The organism is Ensifer meliloti (genome assembly GCF_030064585.1).
In the GTDB taxonomy this organism is placed as follows: Bacteria; Pseudomonadota; Alphaproteobacteria; order Rhizobiales; family Rhizobiaceae; genus Sinorhizobium; species Sinorhizobium meliloti.
In genome coordinates this window covers 2,731,600-2,756,224 of the sequence record NZ_CP120365.1, presented here as the reverse complement: position 1 = coordinate 2,756,224, position 24,625 = coordinate 2,731,600, and the positions used below count along the sequence as shown (strand labels likewise).

The window sequence follows — 24,625 nt, the reverse complement described above, 5'->3', positions numbered from 1 at the left end:
CAGCGGTTTTGGGATGACGACAGGCGAAAATCTAAAGAGCAAGCCGACGGGACGCCTCCACATGATCACTGTTTTTGGGTCCATCAACATGGACCTGATTGCCACCACCGCACGCCTTCCGAAGCCCGGCGAAACGGTTGCCGGAACGGACTTTTCCACTGCGGCGGGCGGCAAGGGCGCAAACCAGGCGCTCGCGGCGCGCCGCGCCGGCGCCTCGGTGCGCATGGCAGGTGCCGTCGGCTCCGACGCCTTTGCCGAGGGCGCGCTGGCGCTGCTCAAGGAGGCCGGCACCGATCTCGATCTGACGAAGACCGTCGGCGAGCCGACCGGAACGGCGCACATCATCGTCGGCGGCGACGGCGAAAACGTCATCGTCGTGGTCGCCAGCGCCAATGCACGCGTAAGCGGGGACGACGCCGCGAACGTGGTTGCGCAGATGTCGGCCGGCGACACGCTGATGCTGCAGCTCGAAATTCCCTCCGCCTCGGTGGAAAAGGCACTCTCCGAAGCAAAACGGCGGGGCATCCGATCGATCATCAACATCGCGCCGCTGACGCCGGATGCGGCGCGCCTCGGCCGCATGGCCGATATCGTCATTGCCAACGAGACCGAGTTCGAGCTGCTCGCCGGCAAAGCGGGCATCGCCGGCGCCGAGCGGGAAGAGGCTATGAACGGGCTTCACGCCGAGACCCGCCAGACCGTGATCGTAACCCTTGGTGCTGAGGGCGTGGTGGCGATTCACGAAGGCGAACTCCACCGCGCGAAAGGGCTCACGATCGAGCCCGTCGATACGGTCGGTGCCGGAGATACGTTCTGCGGCTATCTCGCCGCCGGCCTCGACGCCGGTCTCGCATTCTCCGAGGCGCTCCGCCGCGCCGCGATTGCGGGATCGCTCGCCTGCCTCAAGCCCGGCGCGCAGCCCTCGATACCGCTTGCCGCCGAGGTCGCCGCCCGGCTCTAGGGCACTTCCAGGAAAAGTGTGTAGCGGTTTTCCGTCCGGAAGTGCCTAGTTTCGGAGTCTTGGAGTATTTCAGTGTTTCCATGAAATATTGAAACGCTCTAGACGACGGAGAGATAAGCGTCCGCCAGCAACGCCGACGCGCAAATCCTGCCGCCTGAACCGGAATCAGCTTCGGCGTTGGCCGTATTTTAATCTTTGATCGTCTAATCAGGTCAGCGAGAAGGCCAACTCCGGTTCGGCCGCTCCTCCATGCCGGTCGGCATCTGGCGCTCCATGAGGGAGCTTCACCCACAGTTCCGAATATGTCGCGCCGCGGGCTCAATACCTGCGGACCTCTCAGTGCGTGAGGATTTCATGTTCAAGTTCCAAGCCAGATCGCTGGCGACAAAGTTGATCGCGGTGACGGGAGGCACGATCGCCCTCGTGCTGCTCGCGTCGAATTACGTGCTCATCTCCCAGACGCAGGACCGTGTGGAAACGCTGGTCTTCGACGGCGCGAAGACGGAAGCGCGGGCGATCGCGTCCGACATCGCGGGAAGCGTCGGCGAACTTGCCGCCGCCGCGCGGACCATGTCGGGCGTTCTGGGGCGCGGCCATGCCGGGCAGTCCACCGACCGCGCAGGCGCCATCAATCTCCTGAAGGCCAACCTGGAGCAGCATGGCTTTGCCTTCGGCAGCTGGTTCGCCGAAGAGCCCAAGGCCTATGACGGAAAGGACGTCATCGACAACACGGAACTTGGCGGCAATGCCGACGGTGCGTTCACGCCCTATTGGTCCAAGGACCGCAACGGAAATATCCAGCTCTCGACCTTCAAGGCCGATTATGCGGCCGAGTGGTACGGCCTCGCCGCGAAGAGCGGCAAGGGCGCCATCACCCAGCCATATCTCGCCGAGGGCACCGACGTCCCGACCACGATGACGTCGATCGCCTACCCCGTCATGTCGAACGGCAGGATGATCGGAGTCTCGGGTGTCGATATCTCGCTCGCCGCACTCGCCGACCGTCTCTCGGCGGTCAAGCCTTTCGGCTCCGGCCGGGTCTACCTTCTTTCGCAGAGCGGCAAGTGGCTCGCCGCACCTATCCCCGAGCTGCTGATGAAGGAATATGACGGCGAGGGCGCCGAATTGGTGAAGGATGCCCTTTCCACCGGCACGCCCCGCATGATCGAGAACCTGACTTACGACGGCAACGAACCTTTCGACCGGGTCGTCTATCCTTTCAGCCTGCCCGACGTGAACGCGCAGTGGCTGGTGCTGGTCGATGTTCCGCGCTCAGCCATCAATGCGCCGGTCCGCGATCAGACCTATATGATGATCGTCGGCGGCCTGGTGGTCCTCGGCGCGGTGCTCGCCGGCCTCTATTTCGCCGTTCGCCGCTTCGTCCAGAAGCCGCTTGCCGGCCTCGTGGGCGACGTCGAGACGCTCAGCAACGGAGAATATACCCGGCCGATTTCCGGTCAGGAACGCTCCGACGAGACAGGCGCCGTCGCCAGGTCGCTCGAGGGCTTCCGTCACCAGCTTGCCGACAACAGGCGGCTCGAAAGCGAGGCCCGCCACGAGAGAGAACAGGCCGAACTGGAACGCGGACGTTCGGAAAACGAACGCACCGAGGCCAGCGCGCTGCAGCGCGACATCGTCGCACGCCTTGGCAAGGCCCTGTCGCATCTCTCCGCCGGTGACCTCGCCTTCCGCCTTACCGGCGACTTCCCCGGCGAATACGCGCAGCTGAAGCGCGATTTCAACGCGACGATGGAGAGCCTCGAAGAGACGATCCGCACCGTCAACCACTCCGTCGTCAATATCGGCAGCGGCACCAGCGAGATCTCGGGCGCCGCCAACGACCTGTCGCATCGGACTGAACAGCAGGCAGCAAGCCTCGAGGAGACCGCGGCCGCCCTTGACGAACTGACCTCGCAGGTGAACGCCAGCGCCGAAAACGCCAAGGTCGCCGCGAAGTCCGTCGAGGTCGCAAGCAGCGACGCGGAACAGTCCGGCGAGGTGGTGCAGAAGGCGATCGCCGCCATGCAGGGTATCGAGCAGTCGTCGCATGAAGTCAGCCGGATCATCGGCGTCATCGATGAAATCGCCTTTCAGACCAACCTTCTGGCGCTCAATGCCGGGGTCGAAGCCGCCCGCGCCGGCGACGCCGGCAAGGGCTTCGCGGTCGTCGCACAGGAAGTCCGCGAACTCGCGCAGCGCTCCGCCAATGCCGCAAAGGAAATCAAGACGCTGATCAATACATCGGCGGGCCAGGTTCGCGAGGGCGTCGACCTCGTCGGCAAGGCCGGCGGCGCGCTCGAGAAGATCGCCGAGCAGGTGGTGCAGATCAACGGGCTCATCCGCCAGATCTCCAGCTCCGCCTCGGAACAGGCGGTCGGCCTCAAGGAGATCAATTCCGCCGTCAATCAGATGGACCAGGTGACACAGCAGAACGCCGCCATGGTGGAAGAGACGACTGCCGCCAGCATGGCGCTGAACGACGAGGCCCGCGCCCTCAGCGCGCTGGTCGCCCGTTTCCAGATCGCCCCGCAGGCTGCCCAGGCCCAAGCCTCGGCCGAAATGCTGCGCGGTACCGCCGAGCGGATGCGTGCGGCTGCTCCCGCGGAAAATCGTCCGGCACAGGCGCCGCGCAGCGCCGCCTACTCCAATTCGACTCAAAGAGTGCTTGCCAAGACATCCGGCGCCAATGCGCTCGCGCAGGACAATTGGGAAGAATTTTGACCTGAAACGTTCTGCTCCAGACATTGCCCCTCCCCAAACCTCTCCTCACAAGGGGGAGGGTGGGGAGGGGTGTCAGTGAGATGCGGGGGGTCTCTCAGATCCGCGCAAGGCGCTCGGCCAAAAGCTCGAAGAAGCCCTCGTCGTCGATGTGCCGCATGACCTTGGCGTTGTGCGCACGGCCGGTGACCTGCCACCAGTCGACCACGGTCATACCCGTGGTGAGCGGAGACGCCGTTTCGATCTCGACGTTGCAGTCCCGCCCTGTGAAGAGCTCCGGCCGCAAGATATAGGCGATGACGGTCGGATCGTGCAGCGGCCCGCCGTCGGTACCGTATTTCTCGATGTCGAAACGCTCGAAGAATTCCAGCATCTCAGCAAGGGCCACTGCCGCCGGACTGCCGATCGCACGGATTTTCTCCACGCGAGTCTTCCGTGTCAGAACGCGATGGGTGACGTCGAGGGGCATCATTACGATCGGGATGCCGGAGCGGAAGACGATCTCGGCTGCCTCCGGATCGACATAGATGTTGAATTCCGCCGCAGGCGTTATGTTGCCGCCCTCGAAGAAGCCGCCGCCCATCATCACGAGCTCGCGTACCGAAGGTGCGATTTCCGGAGCCTTCGTCAGGGCCAGCGCGATATTTGTCAGCGGTCCGAGCGTACAAAGCGTCACGGCACCCGGCGCCTCCGCGCGCAGCGTTTCGACGATGAAGTCGACGGCGTGCTGCTCTTGAAGCGGCATCGTCGGCTCGTCGAGCGCAGGGCCATCGAGCCCCGTCTTCCCGTGCACGTGCTCGGCCGTGACGAGCGGGCGTGCGACCGGCCGCTCGGCACCTGCGAAGATCTTGACGTCGGTCCTGTTGCAGAGCTCGCAGACGATGCGCGCGTTGCGGGCCGTCAGTGTCAGCGGGACATTGCCGGCAACCGCGGTGATGCCGAGGACCTCGATTTCCTCCGGGCTGCCGAGGGCCAGCATGATTGCCGCCGCGTCGTCCTGGCCCGGATCCGTGTCGATGATGATTTTTCTTGCGCTTGACACTTTTCATCTCCCTGCAGGACCGTCGCTCTCAGGTCAGAGACTATGATTTGCGCGGCCTGCCGAGGCAAGCCGCTTGCACTCATTGCACACAGCCACCATATTGCAGGCAGGATGCTGCTTGGCAGGTCCGACACATGGTCGCTTGAGCTGCAAGGGCTTGGATAATGAGCAGAATAACGCCTTTTACGAGCCCGCTTCTGGTGGGTTTCGACAGCATGGAAAAGACCCTTGAGCGCATCGCGAAGGGCAATGACGGCTATCCTCCCTACAATATAGAGCGAATTCGCGGCGATTCTGCCGCCGGCGCGCCGGAACGCCTGCGGATAACGCTCGCGGTCGCGGGCTTCTCGGAGGAAGACCTCGACGTGACGACCGAGGAAAACCAGCTCGTCATCCGTGGCCGTCAGATCGAAACCGGCGAAAGGGAATATCTGCATCGGGGCATCGCCGCCCGGCAGTTCCAGCGGACCTTCGTGCTGGCCGATGGAATGCAGGTTCTCGGCGCGGAATTGCGCAACGGCCTCCTTGCGGTGGACCTGGTGCGCCCCGAGCCCGCCCGTATGGTAAAGAAAATTAATATTTCGGTCCCAGAATAGGATAACCGGCGAGATTTTTTCCTGCGTCGGCGACCACGGAGCATGACCATGGGACTGAAAGCCATCAACACATCGCTGTCGAAGAACGACCTTGCGCATCTTGGCGCAGGCGAGGTCGGCTATATCCGCAAGATGCGTTCTGAGGAGGTCTCCCGTTGCTTTCCGGAAGCGCCCGAGATGGGACCTGGGATCGATCTATGGGCCCTGTTCGGCGCCGATGGAACGCCTATCCTGCTGACCGACAACCGCTCCAGCACCTTCTTCAAGGCGGCCGAAGACGACCTTCGCACGGTCAGTTTGCATTGAGCGGTTGACGCAAGCCATCGGAATTGAATTGGCCCCTCATCCGGCCTGCCGGCCACCTTCTCCCCGTAAACAGGGCGAAGGAGACTCGCGGCGGACCGTTCAAGTCCCCTCTCCACCTGCGAGAGGGGGGATTTTTAAGCCCGTCGAAACGTCAGATAAGCCGAACTGCGCCCCTCCCGGCGGGCCTTGGCTTCGTAGCGCGTGCTCGGCCATCCGGCAAAAGGCGTCAGCCAGTCGGCCGCTCTTTCCGCCGTCCATTCGAAAGCCGCGTGGTCGCGGCAGTGGATGAGCGTCCAGTTGATGTAGCTGTCGATATCAGAGGCAAAGCAGAAGAGGCCGCCCGGCTTCAGGATGCGGGCGAAGCGGTCGAGGTTGATCTGGGAGACGAAACGCCGCTTCCAGTGCTTTCGCTTCGGCCATGGATCGGGATAAAGCAGGTCGATCTGGTCGACGGATGCCGCCGGCAGCCAATCCAGCACCTGCGTCGCGTCGTCGTCGTAGAGGCGGATGTTCCTGATCGCCTTCGCCTCGATCTGCCCGAGCAGCTTCGCCATCGAATTGACGAAGGGTTCCACCCCGATGAAGCCGGTCGCCGGGTCTTCCGCGGCACGGTGGATCATGTGCTCTCCGCCGCCGAAGCCGATCTCCAGGCGGATTCTTTCGACGGGCTCGGGGAAAAGCGCTGTCAGATCGGCCGGAGCCGGCGCTTCGAGATCGAGCTTCAAAAGAGGCAGCAGGTGTTCGAGATGCGCCGCCTGGCGCTCCCGCAAGGGCTTGCCCTTGCGGCGGCCGAAGAAAGCTTCCGTTGCCCTGGCACCGCGCGTTTCGGTCATGTCGTTTTCCCATAGATGAAGCAGGCTGCGGGTGGAAGGCGCACACCGTTTTCCGCATCCGGTTCCGCATCCATGATTTCGGATCGAGCCGAGCCCGAAATCACAATGAACGAGGCGGACGCTCCTCTCCGGAGCGCCCGCCTGATTGTTGCCACGGCTGATAACAGGCCGCTGCGATATCTTCAATATGCGGCTTCTTTTGAAGCTGCCCCGCTTAGGCCGCGCGGCTCGCCGCTCTTCCGTTGACGGACGACGAATCGCTGTCGATCGCTTCTTTCAGAGGCTTGACCAGGTCGAGCTTTTCCCAGGAGAAGGAACCGTCGCGGCCCGCCTTGCGGCCGAAATGGCCGTAGGCAGAGGTCTTGGCATAGATCGGCCGGTTGAGGTCCAGATGGCGGCGGATGCCGGTCGGCGACAGGTCCATCGTCTTGCGGATGGCGCTCTCCACCTGATCTTCCGAGACTTTTCCCGTGCCGTGCAGATCGACATAGATCGACAGCGGCTGGGCTACGCCGATCGCGTAGGAAAGCTGGATGGTGCAGCGTTCGGCAAGGCCCGCCGCTACGACGTTCTTGGCAAGGTAGCGGGCCGCATAGGCGGCCGAGCGGTCGACCTTGGTCGTGTCCTTGCCGGAGAAGGCACCGCCGCCATGCGGAGCTGCGCCGCCATAGGTGTCGACGATGATCTTGCGGCCGGTAAGGCCCGCATCGCCGTCCGGTCCGCCGATGACGAACTTGCCGGTAGGATTGATGTACCAGGTGCAGTCGTCGGCGATCTTCAGGTCCCCGAGCGCCTCACGGATATAGGGTTCGACCACGGAGCGAACCTTGGTGGAATCCCAGCTCTCGTCGAGGTGCTGGGTGGACAGAACGATCGAGGTGGCCTCGGCCGGCTTGCCGTCGACGTACCGCACGGTCACCTGGCTCTTGGCGTCCGGACCGAGCTTGGCGACTTCGCCTTCCCCCTTCTTGCGGGCCGCAGCGAGCAGATTGAGGATGCGGTGCGAATAGTAGATCGGCGCCGGCATGAGCTCGGCGGTCTCGCGGCAGGCATAGCCGAACATGATGCCCTGGTCGCCCGCGCCTTCTTCGCCCTGCTTGTCGGCGGCATTGTCCACGCCCTGCGCGATGTGCGCGGACTGGAAGTGCAGAAGAACGTCGATCTTCGCAGTCTTCCAATGGAAGCCGTCCTGCTCATAGCCTATGTCGCGGATCGCCTTGCGGGCCGCCGACTTGAACTTCGAGGGGTTGATGACGTCGTTGCCGTTCTTGTCTTTCTTGAGAAGGCTCGGCGGCAGCCGGACCTCTCCGGCGATGACCACACGATTGGTCGTTGCCAGCGTTTCACAGGCGATGCGCACAGTCCACGGATCGACGCCGGTCTTTGCGGCTTCGCGGTAGACCAGATCCACGATTTCGTCGGAGATTCGGTCACACACTTTGTCCGGATGACCTTCGGCTACGGATTCACTTGTGAACAGGTAGTTTGCGCGCATGCGGGAAGTCCCCTCAATGAAAGAAGCGGTCCAAACGTTTAGTGGTTTTGCCGGTGAAAAACAAGCACACAACGACATAAATATATCTTTATATCGGCATCGCAGCGACGTTCCGCTTTCCGGAAAATGCGCGTTTTGTGGAAAATCTTCGCGCTCGGGCGGGAGCCGTGACGCGCTCAGCCCGGAATCCCATCCGGAGCGACCCGCCTCTTGTCGCATGCAGCGTCGAAGCGCTGCCGCCTTCGTCGTTTATCGGTAGGGTTGGAGCTCGCGCAGTACCCAATAGACGAAAAAAGCGGCTTGATGCCGCTTCTTTCGTGCCGGACGACTTGCCGCCTATTCGCTCTCCGCCTCGGCGGCCAGTGCTTTCACGAGGTCTACCAGCTTGCGCCGAACCTTCGGGTCGGAAATCTTCACGAAGGCACGGTTGAGCTGCAGCCCTTCCGAGGAAGACAGGAAATCGACGACGTAGTTGGAGCTCGACGCCTCGGCCATCCCCGGCCCGGTGCCGCCGCCATCGCCCGGAGCATCCTCGAAGAAGAACGACACCGGCACGTTGAGTATCTGCGAAATGTTCTGCAGCCGGCTCGCGCCGACGCGGTTCGTGCCTTTTTCGTACTTCTGGATCTGCTGGAAGGTAATCCCCAGACTCTCGCCGAGCTTCTCCTGGCTCATGCCAAGCATCGTCCGACGAAGGCGAATCCTGCTACCGACATGAATGTCGATCGGGTTCGGTTTCTTCTTGTTCTCGATCATATTCGCCTTCCTAAACACCCTGTTTTCGTTACCAGCAACCCCGCATTGCAAAAACCTGCGCTGCGGCAACCCTGTCACGCTTCGGCGGCAGGCAAAGGTTGATGGCGAAATCCACTATGCAATTTTAGGGGTTTTACGTCAATTCTTCCTAATATTAAAACCTAAGCGCGATATTGCTGCAACCAGAAATAGAATCCCCGTCGTCAGCCAAAAAATCTGGCTGCGCGTTGCGATATTTGTGAGCGTAGGCAGTTTTCCCGGCAGAATTGTGTCTATAACCCCCCTGTAATTGTAGCCCAATACTACCACTAAAACACCACGTGCATCAACAACTGCTGAAATACCAGTATTCGCCGCACGGATCATCGGAGTTCCGGCCTCGACCGCGCGAAGCTGCGCCTGATGGAAATGCTGGCGTGGCCCGGGGGTGTCGCCGAACCAGGCGTCATTGGTGATGTTGAGGAGCGCGTCTGCGAGACGGGCATTGCCGTCCACCTCGTCGGCGAAGATCGCCTCGTAACAGATCATCGGATAGATCCTTCGGCCGCCCGGCAAGGTCAGCACCGGGCGGGTGCTGGCCGCCGAGAAGCCGCCCGGCATCGAAGCCGCGACGGAACTCAGGCCCCAGGAGGTCAGCAGATCCTCGAACGGGAGGTATTCACCGAAAGGCACCAGATGCACCTTGTCCGCCGCACCGACGATCTGCCCTCGATCGTCGATGACATAAACCGAATTGTAATAGCGCGGCGGCAGTCCGGCACCGGCATCCTCGACCCTGACGGCGCCGGCGACGAGAACTTGCCCGTCCTGGAGAACATCGGCGATCCGCGCCAGGGCGTCGGGATTGTCGGTGAGGATGAAAGGGATCGACGTTTCCGGCCAGACGACGATGTCCGGCCGTTTGGCGCCATCCTGGACCGGGGCGGCCGTCAGCGAGAGATGGTCCTCGAAGATCGACGCGCGCTCGCGGTCGTCGAGCTTCTTGGCCTGGTCGATCACCGGTTGGACAACTCGGACGGTCATCTCCGGCTGGAGCGGCGCCGGTGCCGGCTGGGCGAGCCGGTAAAAGCCGAAAGCGACATGCGCCGTGAAGAGCGCTGCGGCGATGGCGAGACCGGCGCGCGCGCCCTTGCCCGTCCAGATCAGAGCCGGCGCGGCGAAGACGAAAACGGCCAGCATGTTGATCGTCGAAAGATTGACGACGCTGGCCGACTGCATCATCAACGGCATCGGCATGGCCGCATAGCCGATGGCATTCCAAGGGAAGCCGGTAAAGAGAAAACCGCGCAGCCATTCGGCGATGCCGAAGCCGAGCGCAAGGGCGGCGATCCGGCCCCAGCCATCCGACCAGAGGCTGCGGGCAATGACGACCGCCAGCGCGTAAAAGAGCCCGAGAACGGCCGGGAGGCCGACGACGGTGAGCGGCAGCGCCCAGGCGAACGCGTCCGCCTCGACCAGAAGCGCATTACCCAGCCACCAGAGACCACCCAGGAAATAACCGAAACCGAAGGACCAGCCGATCGCAGCGGGCGGCATCAGCCGCCGCAGCACGCCGTCGCCGGGATCGGGCGCCACCCCGTCGATCAGCCAGACGAGGACGGGAAAGGAGACGAAAGCCGCCGCGAAAATGCCGAAAGGCGGCTGGGCAAGCACCGCCAGGAGGCCGGCGAGAAAGCCGACGAATGTCCGGGAAACCCCCGAGAGAAGTATGATTCTGCCTGCCAGTCTTTCCATTGAACCTCCAGTCGGCGCCGGACGTGGGGGAGACCTTGCGCGGGACCCTGTCCTCGAGGATTCAAGGACACACGCAGCACGACCGAATCAATCGGCGGCAGTCTTCCAAAAAAGTGGCTGCTTGTCCCGTCTCCTGGCGACGCCGAGCCGGCCCTATTCGAACGAGGACGGGGGCTGGGCACCCGCCCCTGTGGCGCCGGGCGTGGTAAACGCATCGGGCAACGGCTCCTTCTCAACCTTCGGCAGGCGGCGGCGTGACGGCGGACGCTTGCGCATGATCCTGACGCGTTTGACGCGACGCGGATCGGCATCGAGAATCTGGAATTCGAAACCGGGAATCGCCTGCACCACTTCGCCGCGGACAGGAATCCGGCCGAGCGATGCGAAGACGAGTCCGCCCAGCGTGTCGACATCCTCGAGTTGCTCGCGTACGTCGAAGTCCGGCCCGACCGCCTCGGCGATCTCCTCGAGCTCCACCCGGGCGTCGGCGATGAAGACGTCGTCCGAGCTGCGCGCGAACATCACTTCCTCGTCGTCATGCTCGTCCTCGATGTCGCCGACCACCATCTCGACGATGTCTTCGAGCGATACGAGACCGTCCGTTCCGCCGTATTCATCGATGACGAGTGCCATCTGGATGCGCGCAGCCTGCATGCGCTGCATGAGATCCGAGGCGAGCATCGACGGCGGCACGAACAGGAGCTGCCGGACGATCCCCGCCTCCTCCACCGTCTTGTCGAGATCGACGCGGGAAAGATCGAAGCCTGCCTTCTGCTGCCGGGGCGCCCTTTCGGGCTTGTCGCCATTCGTCGTCGTCGCCCCCTGAGCTTTGCCGTTGCGGCGGCGGTTGCGCGCCTGCTTGGTCACATAGGCAAGAAGGTCACGGATGTGCACCATGCCGCGAGGGTCGTCGAGCCCCTCGCTGTAGACCGGCATGCGCGAGCGTCCCGACTCCTCGAAGAGCACCATGAGCTCGCCGATGGTGATATTCTGGTCTACCGCTTCGATGTCGGCTCGCGGAACCATCACGTCCTCGACCCGAACCTCGCGGAAGCGGAGGATGTTGTTGAGCATCGCCCGCTCTTCGGGCGAGAAAGCCGCATTGCCGTCGGCGTCCGTCATGAGCGCGTCGGCAAGATCCTCGCGCAGGCTCGACGGGCTCACACCGCGTAACAGACGCGCGGCACGGCTCCAAAATGATGATGTGGATTTGCTGCCCTCGAATCGGGCGGCGGTACTACTACCGGCCTCGGTGTCGCCGGAGGCTTCCGCCTCCTCGGTCGCGACAGCGGCCGGCTGTGTCTTGAAGTCGCTCATCGTTCCAAACTGTTAATGCGGGGGTTGGTCCCCGTAGGGATCAGATAGGCCAAGACGCGCCAAAATGCGAGTCTCCAACCCCTCCATTCTCTCCGCTTCGTCGTCTTCGATATGATCATACCCGAAAAGATGCAGGAATCCATGCACGAGAAGATGCGTCAAATGCGCGTCGAAGGGCTTATCGAGCTCCGCCGCCTCCCGCCTGAGCGTCTCATGGGCGACCACGATGTCGCCGAGCATAGGCCCGGGCATCCTGCCCGGCGTCACCGGAAAGGCGGGAAAGGACAGAACATTCGTCGCCTTGTCCTGGCCTCGCCACTCCGCGTTGATCGCCCTGATCGACTGGTCGTCGGTGAAGACCAGCGACAGTTCCGCCGCCTGTGCCGGCAGCGGCTGCTTCTCCTCACGCGCGAGAAAATCGGCCGCAGCCTCGAGAACACGCTCGCAAAAGGACTGAAGCTCGCCTTCGGGCGGCCAGTCTCCCGCCTCGACGCTGATCTGAATGTCCAATGCCGTCATGATAAACGCGGCCGCCTCAGCGATCGCTCTGCTCGCTCTCGTCGTGAACCGCCGTCTGGCTGTCATAGGCCCTGACGATCCGCGCCACCAGAGGATGACGGACGACGTCGGCGTCCTTGAAGCGGATCACCGAGACGCCCTCCACGCCCTTGAGTATCTGCAACGCCTCCACCAGCCCGGATTTCACGCCGCGCGGCAGGTCGACCTGACTCGGATCGCCCGTGACGATCATCCGGCCGTTCTCGCCGAGACGGGTCAGGAACATCTTCATCTGCATCGACGTCGTGTTCTGCGCCTCGTCGAGGATCACGGCGGCGTTGGCAAGCGTTCGCCCGCGCATGAAGGCGAGCGGCGCGATCTCGATGACGCCGGCGGTGATTGCCCGCTCGACCTTGTCGCCCGGCATCATGTCGTACAGCGCGTCATAGAGCGGACGCAGATAGGGATCGACCTTCTCCTTCATGTCGCCCGGCAGGAAGCCGAGACGCTCGCCCGCTTCGACAGCCGGACGCGAGAGGATGATCCGGTCGACAGCGCCACGCTCCAGGAGCTGGGCGGCATGGGCGACGGCGAGATAGGTCTTGCCCGTGCCGGCAGGACCGACGCCGAAGACGAGTTCGGCCCGCTCCATGGCGCGGATATAGGAATCCTGCATCGGCGTGCGCGCAGCGATTGTCTTCTTGCGCGTCGAAATCTGCGCCATTGTCAATTTGGCTTTGCGCTCCATCGTCGGCAACTGTAGCTGATCGTCGGCGGCGACCGCCATGCGGATCGCACCTTCGACATCGGATGTATCGATCGAAGCGCCACTCTGCAGCCTTCCGTAGAGATAGTCGAGGGCACGGCGCGCCTGATTGGTTGCGACGACGTCACCGGAGATGGCGACCGAGTTGCCCCGAGGCCGGGCCTCGATGCGCAATCGCTCTTCCAGCAATTTCAGATTCTGGTCGAACTGACCGAAGAGCTCGCTCGCGAAGCGGTTGTTCTCGAAGGTGAGCACGAAGTGATTGGCGTCCGTCGCGGATGTCTTCGACTGGCGAGATGAGGAAGAAATCAGTTCGTGTCCGTTCAAGCGGTCAGCTCCTCGCGTCCGATTCCCCGATCATCTCGGCAAACAGGCTGTTCGGCCCGGCCTTGGTGATTCGCACTCTGATAATGTCACCGATTTGCGATGCTTTTGCATCAACATTCACGGGCTGCAGCCACGGCGACCGGCCGACGAGCTGCCCCGGCATGCGGCCCGGCTTCTCCAGGAGCAGGTCGATCTCCCGACCCACACAGGCCTCGGCGAAACCGCGCTGCTGCTTTACGAGCAAAGCCTGCAATATTTCCAAGCGCTTGGCCTTCACGTCCTCGGGAACCTGTTCCTTGAGCTCGGCGCCCGGCGTGCCGGGACGCGTCGAATACTTAAACGAGAAAGCCTGTGCATAGTTCACTTCTTCCACAAGGCGAAGGGTATCCTCGAAGTCCTGATCGGTCTCGCCGGGGAAGCCGACGATGAAATCGCCCGAAAGCGCAAGGTCGGGCTGCGCCGCACGAATGCGCTCGACGAGCGCCAGATATTCGGCTGCCGTGTGGCGCCGGTTCATCGCCTTCAGGATACGGTCGGAGCCCGACTGGACCGGCAGGTGCAGATAGGGCATCAGCTTCGCCATCGACCGGTGCGCCTCTATGAGGCTGTCGTCCATGTCGCGCGGATGGCTGGTGGTATAGCGCAGGCGCGCAAGGCCGTCGATTTCGCCGAGGCGTCGCAGGAGGTCGCCAAGGCTCCATTCGCGCCCATGCGGACCCTCGCCGTGCCAGGCGTTGACATTCTGTCCGAGCAGGGTGATTTCGCGCACGCCGCCTTCGACGAGCTTCTCCGCCTCCGCCACGATCTGTGCCACCGGGCGCGAGACTTCCGAGCCGCGCGTGTAGGGTACCACGCAGAAAGTGCAGAACTTGTCGCAGCCTTCCTGGACGGTCAGGAAAGCCGTGACGCCCCGCGCACGGGTCTTGGCTTTATCGGGCGCCGGCAGATGGACGAACTTGTCCTCGATGGCATATTCCGTTTCCACGATACGCTGGCCGGCGCGAGCCCGCTTCAGCGCGTCGGGAAGGCGATGATAGGTCTGAGGACCTATGACGAGATCGACCGCCGGGACGCGGCGGAGAATCTCGTCGCCCTCCGCCTGGGCCACGCAGCCGGCGACGCCGATCAGCATCTCGCGGCCCTCGCGCGCCTTGGCCTTTTTCAGTTCGCGCAGGCGACCGAGCTCGGAATAGACCTTCTCCGCAGCCTTTTCGCGGATATGACAGGTGTTGAGCAGGACGAAATCGGCGTCTTCCAGGACATCGGTCGCAACATAGCCGTCGCGCGAGAGCGCATCCGACATGCGGTCGGAGTCATAGACGTTCATCTGACAGCCATAGGTCTTGACGAAGACCTTGCGCGCCGGAACGTTCAGGTCGCCCGCCTCGGGCGACGTCGACAGAAGAGCGGTTTCCTGGGTCATGCGGGTTCTTTAGTGCATAGCGCCCCAAAGTTGAAGCATTTTCGGGCCGTCACGGCGCGAGCCGCGACCTTTGCGCGTCTGACGGGATGTCCGGCGCTGCAGAGCACGCGGGGGCCGGCTCGCCCTTCGCGGCGGATCGGGAGCGCCCTCGCAGCCGATCCGACAGCATCTTGCGGATCCGCTGACCGATGAGGCGGCTTACTTCCTTGCGGTTCGCGTGCCGGTCATAGTCCACCGCCTCGCCGAAATCGACATCGACCTCCAGGGCTCCCTCTCTGAGCACCCCGAGAAGGTGCGGCACCAGGCCGATGTCCCCCGGCCATGCGGCGATCGGCCGATGATAGCGCCCCATCGGCATGCCGTGGATGCCGGTGTAGGAAATCGCCAGCGGCTGGACGTGGACCACGCCGGTCGGCGACTGCGGGACCGCCGAAGCGGCCGCGCCGAACAGCGAGGTCTTGATGTCGAGCAGCCGGTTGCCGTCGGAGGTCGTTCCTTCCGGGAAGAGCACGACGATTTCCCCATCGGCGAGCCGCCGCCCGATGTCATTGACCTGGTGACCGGTGGTGCGCTTCTGCTCGCGTTCCACGAAAACCGATGCCTGAAGGCGGGCGAGAAGCCCGAATATCGGCCAGCTCTTGACGTCCGACTTGGCAACGAAAACGACGTCCGCCACCGAGGAAAGCACCAGGATATCCTTCCAGGAGACGTGATTGGCGCTCAGGAGCAAGGGACGCCGGCGGTCGAGCTCGCCATGGACGCGGACGCGCAGGCCGAGCAGCAGACAGGCGACGCGATGCCAGTGACGCGGCAGCCAGCGCCGCGGTTTCAGATCGAGCCAGAGGCAAAGAATCTGGACCGGCATCAGCACCAGCGAGACCATGACGAGCAGCATGCCGCAAAGAGCGACCCGCACCCAATTGATCATCCGCGGGCACCTTCCAAACTGCGCTTCACCGTTTGCGTGAAACAGTGAACGTGATCTATTCCAATAGGTTGAGACGCGGGATGCGGGCGGAAAACCGCCCGCACTTTCCTCATCCCGCTCTAGCGAAGATCGAGCCGCATGACAAGCGCCGCGCTGCGCTCGCCGGGCCGCGCCTGATAATAGGCCTTGCGCTCGCCGACCTTGCGGAAGCCGAGCTTTCCGTAGAGGCCGATTGCGGCCTGGTTCGTCTCGTCGACTTCCAGGAACAGTGCCTCGGCCCCTTTGACGGCGGCCTCCCGCATGGCCGCCTGCATGAGGCGCCAGCCGAGACCGGAGCGCGCGTAGCGGGCGTCGACCCCGATCGTCAGTATCTCGGCTTCGCCCGCGACCGCCCGCGACAGGACGAAGCCGCCGAAGGCCGGCCGGAACATGCCGTTGGCATTGGTCTGGCGCGCGACGAATCCGAATACCGTCTCCTGACTCAGGAGCCCATGGATTTCGCCGTCGCTCCAGGCGGCGGCGAAGCGCTGGCGATGCAGCGCGGCCGCGGCGCCGAGATCGGCCTCTTCAAGCGCGAAAATGTCGAATTCGGTGCGGCGGGTGAAGTAGTCGGTAAGGCTCATCGGGGGCGTTTCTTGGACGTTCTGGAGAATATACGGGCGAATGGCGTCTTCCGGTCAGGCGCGGGTCACGGCGAATCCGGCCTGGGGCTTGGCGTCCGGTCCGCGCAGATAAAGCGGCTTAGGACGCGCTGAAGCCGGATCGGCCGCAGCCCCCAGCCGGGCGAGGGCCACCATGTCGATCTCGTCCGGCTTGCCGCCCGCCGCGCCGGTGACGACAAGGGCACCGGAGCCGCAGGCGATGCCGGCGAAACCGGAAAAGCGCAGGCGCGCTTCCTCGGCGGGCAGGATTTCCGCCTCCCCCTGCGGCCGTCCCGAAGCATCGAAGGCCTGGAGGTAAACCTCGTCCCGTTTGGCGTCGAGGACGACGAGCACCGGCTGGCCAGCCTGTTTCAGCCTCGCGCTTTCGGCGACGACGTGAAGCGTGGTGATCCCGACCGCGGGCTTTCCGAGCGCCAGCGCGAGGCCGCGCGCAGCGGCAACGCCGACACGGATCCCGGTGAACGATCCTGGACCTATCGTCACGGCAATCCGATCGATCTCGCCGAGTTCCCGGCCCGAGGCGCTCAAGGCCTCATCCACGAATTCCATGAGGCGCTCCGCGTGGCCACGTCCGATATCCGCGCCCGCGCATGCCAGAAGTTCTCCGGCGCCGCCGTCGTAGACGGCAGCGAAACAACCGGACCCGGATGTATCAATGGCAAGAACTAGCATTTCAGCCGCGGTCTCCTCCCCTGCGCCTGCGAGCGGTGCGGCTGCGAGGGTGCGCAGCCGCAGTTACCGCATGTCCAAGTCGCTGCGGCCCTTCGGAATCACACTTGCGATTCTATCCCAAAAACCACACCGGGATAAGGAATATGGAAAGACGATGTAAGGAAAATGAAGCCAAACAGTAAGCAAACGATGCGCGGGCCTGCATGCAGGTTCCCGCGCCCCGATCCACTTCGGATCAGACGGATTCGACCGCTTCGACTTCCGGTACGAAGTGGCGCAACAGGTTCTGCACGCCGTGCCTCAAGGTCGCTGTCGAGGAGGGGCAGCCGGAGCATGCGCCTTTCATGTTCAGGAACACCGTTCCGTCCTTGAAGCCGCGGAAGGTGATGTCGCCGCCGTCCTGGGCAACGGCGGGCCGAACCCGCGTCTCGAGCAGTTCCTTGATCGTGGCGACGATCGCCTCGTCGCCCTCGTCGAAGAACTCGTCCTCTTCATCCGTCTGCTCGGCACGGCCGGCGCCCGACATGATCGGCTGCCCCGACATGAAATGCTCCATGATCGAGCCGAGAATCGCGGGCTTCAGGTGCTGCCACTCCTGCGCTTCCTTGCTCACGGTGATGAAGTCATAGCCGAAATAGACACCGGTAACGCCGGGGATCGAAAAGAGCCGAGCCGCAAGGGGCGATCCCGCAAGGGCCTCTTCTTCGCTCCGGAATTCGGCGGTGCCGTTCTCCATCACCACCTTGCCCGGCAGGAACTTCAAAGTGGCGGGATTCGGTGTGGCTTCGGTCTGGATGAACATGTCTCACTCCATTCTGCCGGGAGCGCTCCTCGACCGGCCTTTTTAGAATTGTTCCAAAATATAGGAGCCTCAAGCGGAGCCCGCAAGGCGTAATAGCGTGATTCAAAGTGCTACAACGACCTTTGCGCGTCCGATATGACGCGCGGGCTCTGTGGAGGTCAGGTCAACGCGTCGATTTCCTCATCCGTCAGCAGGTCGGGAATGACCGTGACAGGTATCGGAAAGGCCGCGGCTTTCCCGGCAATGGACGAAACGAGCGGGCCCGGGCCTTCCTTCGCCGATCCGGCCGCCAGCACCAGGATCGCGATGTCACGGTCCTCCTCGATGGCGGCGTGAATCTGTTCCGTGGCGATGCCCTCGCGAATGACGATTTCCGGCTCGATGCCGATCCGTTCGCGTACCGTCTGCGCGATCTTGGCCAGCGTCGCCTCGGCCTCATCCCGCGCTTCGGCACGCATGATCTCCTCGACGCCCAGCCATTGCTGGAAGTCGCCGTCGGCGATCACGTAGAGCAGCACGAGACCGCCATTGGAGTTCTTCGCGCGCATGCCGGCATAATGCACCGCGCGGCCGCATTCGGGCGTATCATCGATCACCGCCATGAATTTGCGGCGATGGCCTTCCATTCGTGAGAGTCGGGTTGAAACCATGCGCTGAACATTACAACGCCGCGCGGCGCCCGCAAGGTCTCATTTTCGTGAACTACTGCAAAAAGCCGATGATTTCGCGGACCTCGCGCATGGTCGTCTCGGCGCGTTCCCGGGCGCGCTCCCCGCCCTTGCGCAGGATAGCGTCGATATGCGCGGTATCGCCCATCAACCGGCGCATCTCGCCCGTGATCGGCGAAAGTACGCTGACGGCAAGGTCGGCCAGAGCTGGCTTGAAGGTCGAGAATTGCTGGCCGCCGAATTCGGCAAGCACCTCTTCTTTCGACCTGTCGGCGAGCGCTGCGTAAATGCCGACGAGATTTTCGGCCTCCGGCCGATCCTTAAGACCGTCCGCTTCGCTCGGAAGCGCGTCCGGATCGGTCTTGGCCTTGCGGATCTTCTTCAGGATCGTGTCGGCATCGTCCATCAGATTGATGCGCGACAGATCGGATGGATCCGACTTCGACATCTTCTTGGTGCCGTCGCGCAGCGACATGACGCGCGGCGCCGGGCCGCCGATCAGGGGTTCGACCGGCGGGAAATAGGCATGGATCGGCTCTTCGCCGACCACGATGTCGACGCCGTAACCACCGCGGCGGATATGCTCCATGAAGTCGATGTTGAATTTCTGGGCGATGTCGCGGGTGAGCTCCAGATGCTGTTTCTGGTCGTCGCCGACCGGCACGTGGGTGGCGCGATAAACGAGGATGTCGGCCGCCATCAGGCTCGGATAGGCGAGCAGGCCGAGCGAAGCGTTTTCACGGTCCTTGCCGGCCTTGTCCTTGAACTGGGTCATCCGGTTCATCCAGCCGATGCGGGCGACGCAGTTGAATATCCAGGCGAGCTCGGCATGCTGCGGCACGGCCGACTGGTTGAAGACGATGTGCTTTTCGGGGTCGATGCCCGAGGCGATGAAAGCGGCCGCGATCGAGCGGATCTGGCCCGGCAGGTCGTCATGCACGAGCTGCGCCGTGATCGAGTGCAGGTCGACGACGCAATAGATGCAATCGTTGTTTTCCTGAAGGGCGACAAATTTGCGGATCGCGCCGAGATAATTGCCGAGATGCAGGTTGCCGGTCGGCTGAACACCGGAAAATACGAGCGGCTTGAATTCGTTCATGTCGTCCCCAATCGGGCTTGTGGAGGGCCCGGCTCCAGTTGATATCCGCCGCGCTTATGCACGGCGGGCCGGGCGCAATCAAGAGGCATGGTCACGCGGGCTGGAGGAGATCCCACCTATTGCCGAAGGGATCGACGAAGACGGCAACGGTTCCGTAGACCTCATGGCGGGGCGCCTCGAGGAACGTGACGCCTGCGGAAAGCATGGCGGCGTGATCGCGGCCGAAGTCGTCGGTAAAGAGAAAGAAGCCGACCCGCCCGCCGGCCTGATTGCCGATTGCGGCGCGCTGCCTTTCGCCCTCGGCCCGGGCGAGCAGGAGAGCGGTCTCCGCCGCACCTTTCGGCCGCACGACGACCCAGCGCTTGCCGCCGCCGAGGTCGCTATCATCGAGGAGGTCGAAGCCGAGCTTGCCGCAGTAAAAGGCGATGCCCTCGTCGTAGCCGGGCACGACGATGGCGACACGGGCAATCGACTGTCTCATTGCCGATCCGCCCCTTCGCTCGCCCGCTCGACGGACGAGGCCGATGCCCCCCGTTTGACGCTGCGGCGGATCATCGAGAGGCTCGCGCCGCCGATCCCGAACGCGACCGCGAAATAGATCGCCATCGCGGCGGCGATCAGGCCGCAGAGGGTGAGGGCGCGGGTCGCAAGCGGTGCGGCGGAAGATAGCGGGAAGGCGAGCCAATCCACGGCAACGTATAAGGCGGCCGCCATGACCGCAGCGGCGATCACCAGCCGGGGAATCCTCGTCAGCAAGGGGATATCGCGCCCCCAGTGCCCGCGCCAGACGAGCGTCGCGAAAAGAAGCAAGGCGTTCACCCAGCCGGCGACGATTTCGGCCGTCGCGATGCCGCTTGCGGCAAGCGACGGAAAAAGCGTCAGCGCCAGGGAGACGTTCACTGCCACGGAAATCCCGGCGAAGATCATCGGCGTGCGGGTGTCCTCGCGGGCGAAGAAACCGGGAATGAAAGCCTTGATCAGCACGAAAGCCGGCAGGCCGAGGCCGTAGATCGCCAGGATATGCCCGACGACGACGGTGGATTCCGGCGAGAACTGGCCGCGCTCGAAGAGGAGCCGGACGATCGGCTCCGACATGACGAGCAGCGCCGCGGCGGCGGGGAGCGTGAGGAACAGCGTGAATTCGACGGAACGGTTCTGCAGGTTCGCAGCCTCGTTGAGGTTGCCGCCGCGCAGAGCGCGTGCAAGCTCGGGCAGGAGCACGGTCGCAACGGCAATGCCGACGACGCCGAGCGGCAGCTGATAGATGCGGTCGGCATAGACGAGCGACGAGACGGCGCCTTCCTTTGCAGAAGCGATATTGGTGTTGATCAGGAGGTTGATCTGGGTGATGCCGCCGGTGATCGCCGCGGGAAGTGCCAGCACCAGCAGGCGCTTGACGTTCGGCGTCAGCCGGGGCCGGCGAAAGCCGATCCGGATCCCGGCATTGCGCACCGCGACCCAGACGATCGCCAGTTGCACGAGGCCCGCGGCCAGCACCCCCCAGGAGAGGTCGTAGCCCACCGCGACCGCATCCTGGCCGCTGTACCAGGCGTAGGCCAGCACGGCGATCAGGATGAAGTTCAGGAAGACCGGCGCGATGGCTGCGGCGAAATAGCGGTGCAGCGAATTGAGCATGCCCGCCATCATCGCCGCCAGCGACATGCAGGCGAGATAGGGAAACATGATCGTCGCGAAGGTGACGGTGCTTGTGAATTTCGCGGGATCGTCGGCAAATCCGGGAGCGATCAATTGCCCGACGATGAAAGGCATCGACAGTTCCATGGCGATCGTCAGCAGAAGAAGAAAGGTGAAGAGGACGCCGAAGACCTCCTCGGAAAAGCGCCGGGCGCCGTCCATGCCGTGCGCCTCGATCTCCTTGGCGAAAAGCGGCACGAAGGCCGAATTGAACGCCCCTTCGGCAAAAAGCCTGCGGAAGGTGTTCGGCAGCCGGAAGGCGGTGTTGAAGGCATCGGCGACCGGGCCGGTGCCGAGTGCGGCCGCCATGAAGGTTTCCCGGATGAAGCCGAAGAGCCGGCTTCCGAGCGTTGCGCCGCCGACGGTAGCGAATTTCTTGACCAGACTCATGTTTCGGCTTTTGTCGTTTTGGAACCGTGGGGTACACGGGACACAGGGGTCGGCGCAATGATGCCGGAGGGCATGCGCTCGCGCGCTTCGTCCACCTCGCCCGCCAGCACCGCCTTGAGGCGCGCTGCGATGTTCATCTGCCGGTTCTCGCTGGTGATCTTCGAGCCGACCAGGTCGGTGACGTAGAAGGTGTCGATCACCTTTTCGCCGAAGGTGGTGATGTGGGCCGACGCGATGTCGAGCGACAGGTCTGACAGCACGGCGGTCACTTCGGAAAGCAGACCGGTCCGGTCGAGGCCCTCAACCTCGATGACCGTGAACTTGTTCGACAGCGTATTGCTGATCGTCACCTCCGGCGTCACGGTGAAGGCCCTGCTGCGCTTCTTCACACGCGTCCGGCTGGCGATCACCTCGGGCAGCCTCTTGCGGCCGGAGAGGACGTCCTCGATCAGCTTGCCGATACTCGCCGCCCGGCGCGTTTCGTCCTCGGCGACCGAGAATTCGCGGTTGACGAGAATGGTATCGAGCGCCCGGCCGTCCGACGTCGTGTGGATCTGCGCGCCGACGATGTTGGCGCCCGCTGCGGCGCAAGCGCCGGCGATGACGGTCAGCAGGCGCGGATGGTCCGGCGACAGCACCGTGATTTCGGTGATGGCGTGGAAATCATGGGTGCGAACCATGGTCGCGAGCGTCCTGCCCGCGCGGTCGGCTTCGCGGATGAAGCCTGCATGGCGCACCTGCTCCTCGAGCGCCACGGTCAGGAGATAGGGCTGGTAATGCAGCCGCACATAGGCCTGGCGCTCCTTCTTGGGCCAGTCGGCGAGCGCCTCCTCCAGCATGTGGGCGGCGTGCTTCGCCCGCTCCTTGCGCGACAGTTCCGAAAAACCTCCCGAGAGCAGAAGCTCGGTCTCGTAGTAGAGCGTGCGCAGGAGCTGGCCCTTCCAGCCGTTCCAGACGCCGGGCCCGACGGCGCGGATGTCGCAGACGGTGAGGATGAGCAGCATCTTCAGCCGTTCGAGGGATTGGACCCGTTCGGCGAAATCGACGATGGTCTTGCGGTCGTTAAGGTCGCGGGTCTGCGCGACCATCGACATGGTCAGATGTTCCTCGACCAGCCAGACGACCATTTCGGTCTGTTTCGGGGTCAGCCTGAAGCGCGGGCAAAGCTTTCGCGCGACCTTGGCGCCGGCCACCGAATGATCTTCGGGGCGCCCCTTGGCGATGTCGTGCAGCAGAACGGCGACGTAGAGGGCTTCGCGGTCCTCGATGCCAGGCATCAGCATCGCCGTCAGGGGATGCGCCTCCTCCTCCAGGCCCCGCTCGATGCGGGAGAGAACGTCGACCGAGCGCAGGAGATGCTCGTCCACCGTATAGTGGTGGTACATGTTGAACTGCATCATCGAGACGATCTTCCCGAATTCCGGGATGAAGCGGCCGAGCACCCCCGCTTCGTTCATCCGGCGAAGGATCAGTTCCGGATTGCGCCGCGAGGTGAGTATAGACAGGAAAAGCCGGTTGGCCTCTTCGTTTTCACGCAAGTGCGGCGTGATCAGGCCCAGGGAACGGGTCACCTGCTTCAGCGCCGCCGGGTGGAATTCGAGCCCGTTGATGTCGGCGATGTGGAACAGGCGCATGAGGTTTACCGGGTCGCGCTTGAACACATCGGTGCCCGCAAGTGCGATGCGCCCGCCGTCATCGACGAAATCGAGCGTGCCCGCGATCTTGCGGACGCGATTGCGGAAGCGGCTTATGACGCCCGTGATCCCGGGCGTGTCCTTGGCCTGCTGGTCCTCCAGCGCCGAGCAGAAGATGCGGGTCAGGTCGCCGACGTCCTTGGCCACCAGGAAGTAGTGCTTCATGAAGCGTTCCACCGCCGAGAGCCCGGGGTGGTCGTGATAGCCGAGCGCCTCGGCGATCTCGCGCTGGATGTCGAATGAGAGGCGCTCCTCCGCCTTGCCGGTCAGGAAATGCATGTGGCAGCGCACCGCCCAGAGAAAATCCTCGGCCTTCTGGAAGAGCTTGTATTCCTGCTTCGAAAGCACGCCGAGCTTGACGAGATCGGCAGAGTCCTTGACCCGGTAGAAATACTTCGAAATCCAGAAGAGCGTGTGCAGGTCGCGCAAGCCGCCCTTGCCTTCCTTGACGTTCGGCTCGACGAGGTAGCGCGTGTCGCCCGCCTTGCGATGGCGCTCGTCCCGTTCGGCGAGCTTGGCGGCAATGAATTCCGGACCGGTATTGCGGACGATCTCGTGGTCGAAGCGCGTTTCGAGTTCGTTTGCCAGGGCCGCGGACCCGCAGACATAGCGGCATTCGAGGATCGCGGTGCGGATAGTCATGTCCGCACGCGACAGGCGGATGCATTCCTCGATCGTTCGCGTTGCGTGGCCGACCTTGAAGCCGAGGTCCCACAGAATATAGAGCATGAATTCGATCGCCGGCTCCGCCCAAACCGCCTTCTTGGCGGGCAGGAGGAAGAGGAGGTCGATGTCCGAGCCGGGCGCGAGCGTTCCGCGGCCGTAGCCGCCGACGGCGGTGACCGCGATGCGCGAAGCCTCGGGGGCCTTCGCGGCGTCGAACACCTGGTTCAGCACGAAGTCGTGCAAAAGGGTAATCAGCTGGTCCTGAAGCCAGGAGATGCGCTCTGCGCATTTTATTCCTGCGCCGTCTGCGGCGAGCAACTCGCGCGCCTTGGCGCGGCCCGCGACATTTGCCTCCTTGAAGGCCGCAAGCAAGGCCCGGCGCATCGGTTCGCGCTGTTCGGCATGAGCGGAGGCGATGAAGTCGCACCTGGCCCGAAGCGCCGCCACGTCCAGGATTTCGGGAAAGGAGGTTTCGTGTCTGGCCATGAAGTGCCGAGGGGCGTCCTGTCCGACTTAGATCATTCGTTGCAAGCGCCGCTGTATAGCCCTTTTGCCGGCCGAATGACAGGGGAAATAG

The 24,625-nt window shown here is 63.4% G+C and carries 22 protein-coding genes; 4 read left to right on the top strand and 18 right to left on the bottom strand.

Translation table 11 applies throughout. The features are described 5' to 3' along the window. Positions 1–61: 61 nt before the first annotated feature. The gene (locus PZL22_RS20150) at positions 62–961 is read left to right on the top strand and encodes a ribokinase (protein ID WP_010968559.1); all 900 of its coding nucleotides are present in this window, start codon (positions 62–64) and stop codon (positions 959–961) included. A gap of 354 nt (positions 962–1,315) precedes the next feature. After that, positions 1,316–3,682, top strand: a complete 2,367-nt coding sequence (locus PZL22_RS20145) for a methyl-accepting chemotaxis protein (protein WP_003527655.1) — start codon at positions 1,316–1,318, stop codon at positions 3,680–3,682. A 94-nt stretch (positions 3,683–3,776) separates the two neighbouring features. Here PZL22_RS20145 and PZL22_RS20140 read toward each other — a convergent pair whose 3' ends face one another. Next, a complete protein-coding gene (locus tag PZL22_RS20140) occupies positions 3,777–4,721 on the bottom strand; it encodes a nucleoside hydrolase (protein ID WP_003527657.1) in 945 nt (314 codons plus the stop codon). Positions 4,722–4,885: 164 nt separating this feature from the next. On the opposite strand from PZL22_RS20140, the gene PZL22_RS20135 reads away from it, so the two are divergent. Both PZL22_RS20135 and PZL22_RS20130 read left to right on the top strand, forming a co-directional pair. Beyond that, positions 4,886–5,317: an Hsp20 family protein gene (locus tag PZL22_RS20135; protein WP_003527659.1), complete on the top strand. Its 432-nt coding sequence runs from the start codon at positions 4,886–4,888 to the stop codon at positions 5,315–5,317. A gap of 48 nt (positions 5,318–5,365) precedes the next feature. Next, on the top strand, positions 5,366–5,623 hold the full coding sequence (locus PZL22_RS20130; protein WP_003527660.1) for a BQ00720 family protein: 258 nt from the start codon (positions 5,366–5,368) through the stop codon (positions 5,621–5,623). A 134-nt stretch (positions 5,624–5,757) separates the two neighbouring features. On the opposite strand, the gene trmB is transcribed toward PZL22_RS20130, so the two are convergent. The 17 genes from trmB to PZL22_RS20045 all read right to left on the bottom strand — a co-directional run bounded on the left by trmB (position 5,758) and on the right by PZL22_RS20045 (position 24,534). Further along, entirely contained in the window at positions 5,758–6,456 is a 699-nt protein-coding gene (gene trmB, locus PZL22_RS20125) for a tRNA (guanine(46)-N(7))-methyltransferase TrmB (RefSeq protein WP_003527662.1), read from the bottom strand. A gap of 214 nt (positions 6,457–6,670) precedes the next feature. Further along, a complete protein-coding gene (gene metK / locus PZL22_RS20120) occupies positions 6,671–7,951 on the bottom strand; it encodes a methionine adenosyltransferase (protein ID WP_003527663.1) in 1,281 nt (426 codons plus the stop codon). A 336-nt stretch (positions 7,952–8,287) separates the two neighbouring features. Further along, the gene (locus PZL22_RS20115; protein ID WP_003527670.1) at positions 8,288–8,707 is read right to left on the bottom strand and encodes a helix-turn-helix domain-containing protein; all 420 of its coding nucleotides are present in this window, start codon (positions 8,705–8,707) and stop codon (positions 8,288–8,290) included. 138 nt (positions 8,708–8,845) lie between these two features. Continuing rightward, on the bottom strand, positions 8,846–10,441 hold the full coding sequence (gene lnt, locus PZL22_RS20110; protein WP_003527672.1) for an apolipoprotein N-acyltransferase: 1,596 nt from the start codon (positions 10,439–10,441) through the stop codon (positions 8,846–8,848). Positions 10,442–10,594: 153 nt separating this feature from the next. Beyond that, complete coding sequence (locus PZL22_RS20105) at positions 10,595–11,758, bottom strand: hemolysin family protein (RefSeq protein WP_003527674.1); 1,164 nt, start codon at positions 11,756–11,758, stop codon at positions 10,595–10,597. Positions 11,759–11,770: 12 nt separating this feature from the next. Then, positions 11,771–12,277 (bottom strand): rRNA maturation RNase YbeY, encoded by a 507-nt coding sequence (ybeY, locus tag PZL22_RS20100; RefSeq protein ID WP_003527677.1) that lies wholly within the window; start codon positions 12,275–12,277, stop codon positions 11,771–11,773. Between the two features lie 16 nt (positions 12,278–12,293). Continuing rightward, positions 12,294–13,349 (bottom strand): PhoH family protein, encoded by a 1,056-nt coding sequence (locus tag PZL22_RS20095; protein ID WP_003527679.1) that lies wholly within the window; start codon positions 13,347–13,349, stop codon positions 12,294–12,296. Positions 13,350–13,353: 4 nt separating this feature from the next. Then, positions 13,354–14,772 carry a tRNA (N6-isopentenyl adenosine(37)-C2)-methylthiotransferase MiaB gene (gene miaB / locus PZL22_RS20090; protein ID WP_003527681.1) on the bottom strand — a complete coding sequence of 473 codons (1,419 nt, stop codon included), beginning with the start codon at positions 14,770–14,772 and terminating at the stop codon, positions 13,354–13,356. Between the two features lie 49 nt (positions 14,773–14,821). Then, complete coding sequence (olsA, locus tag PZL22_RS20085; protein ID WP_003527683.1) at positions 14,822–15,700, bottom strand: lyso-ornithine lipid O-acyltransferase; 879 nt, start codon at positions 15,698–15,700, stop codon at positions 14,822–14,824. Positions 15,701–15,819: 119 nt separating this feature from the next. After that, entirely contained in the window at positions 15,820–16,323 is a 504-nt protein-coding gene (locus tag PZL22_RS20080) for a GNAT family N-acetyltransferase (protein WP_003527685.1), read from the bottom strand. A 54-nt stretch (positions 16,324–16,377) separates the two neighbouring features. Continuing rightward, positions 16,378–17,034 carry a tRNA (adenosine(37)-N6)-threonylcarbamoyltransferase complex dimerization subunit type 1 TsaB gene (gene tsaB, locus PZL22_RS20075; protein ID WP_003527687.1) on the bottom strand — a complete coding sequence of 219 codons (657 nt, stop codon included), beginning with the start codon at positions 17,032–17,034 and terminating at the stop codon, positions 16,378–16,380. Between the two features lie 235 nt (positions 17,035–17,269). Then, the gene (locus tag PZL22_RS20070; protein WP_003527690.1) at positions 17,270–17,836 is read right to left on the bottom strand and encodes a NifU family protein; all 567 of its coding nucleotides are present in this window, start codon (positions 17,834–17,836) and stop codon (positions 17,270–17,272) included. A gap of 158 nt (positions 17,837–17,994) precedes the next feature. Continuing rightward, positions 17,995–18,486: a universal stress protein gene (locus PZL22_RS20065; RefSeq protein ID WP_003527692.1), complete on the bottom strand. Its 492-nt coding sequence runs from the start codon at positions 18,484–18,486 to the stop codon at positions 17,995–17,997. Positions 18,487–18,538: 52 nt separating this feature from the next. Beyond that, positions 18,539–19,603, bottom strand: a complete 1,065-nt coding sequence (gene trpS / locus PZL22_RS20060) for a tryptophan--tRNA ligase (RefSeq protein ID WP_003527693.1) — start codon at positions 19,601–19,603, stop codon at positions 18,539–18,541. Positions 19,604–19,694: 91 nt separating this feature from the next. Next, the gene (locus PZL22_RS20055; RefSeq protein WP_003527694.1) at positions 19,695–20,084 is read right to left on the bottom strand and encodes a VOC family protein; all 390 of its coding nucleotides are present in this window, start codon (positions 20,082–20,084) and stop codon (positions 19,695–19,697) included. After that, the gene (murJ, locus tag PZL22_RS20050; protein WP_003527695.1) at positions 20,081–21,688 is read right to left on the bottom strand and encodes a murein biosynthesis integral membrane protein MurJ; all 1,608 of its coding nucleotides are present in this window, start codon (positions 21,686–21,688) and stop codon (positions 20,081–20,083) included. The genes PZL22_RS20055 and murJ overlap by 4 nt, the downstream gene beginning before the upstream one ends. Further along, positions 21,685–24,534 (bottom strand): [protein-PII] uridylyltransferase, encoded by a 2,850-nt coding sequence (locus PZL22_RS20045; RefSeq protein ID WP_003527696.1) that lies wholly within the window; start codon positions 24,532–24,534, stop codon positions 21,685–21,687. Before PZL22_RS20045 ends, murJ begins: the two co-directional genes overlap by 4 nt. Positions 24,535–24,625 lie beyond the last annotated feature (91 nt).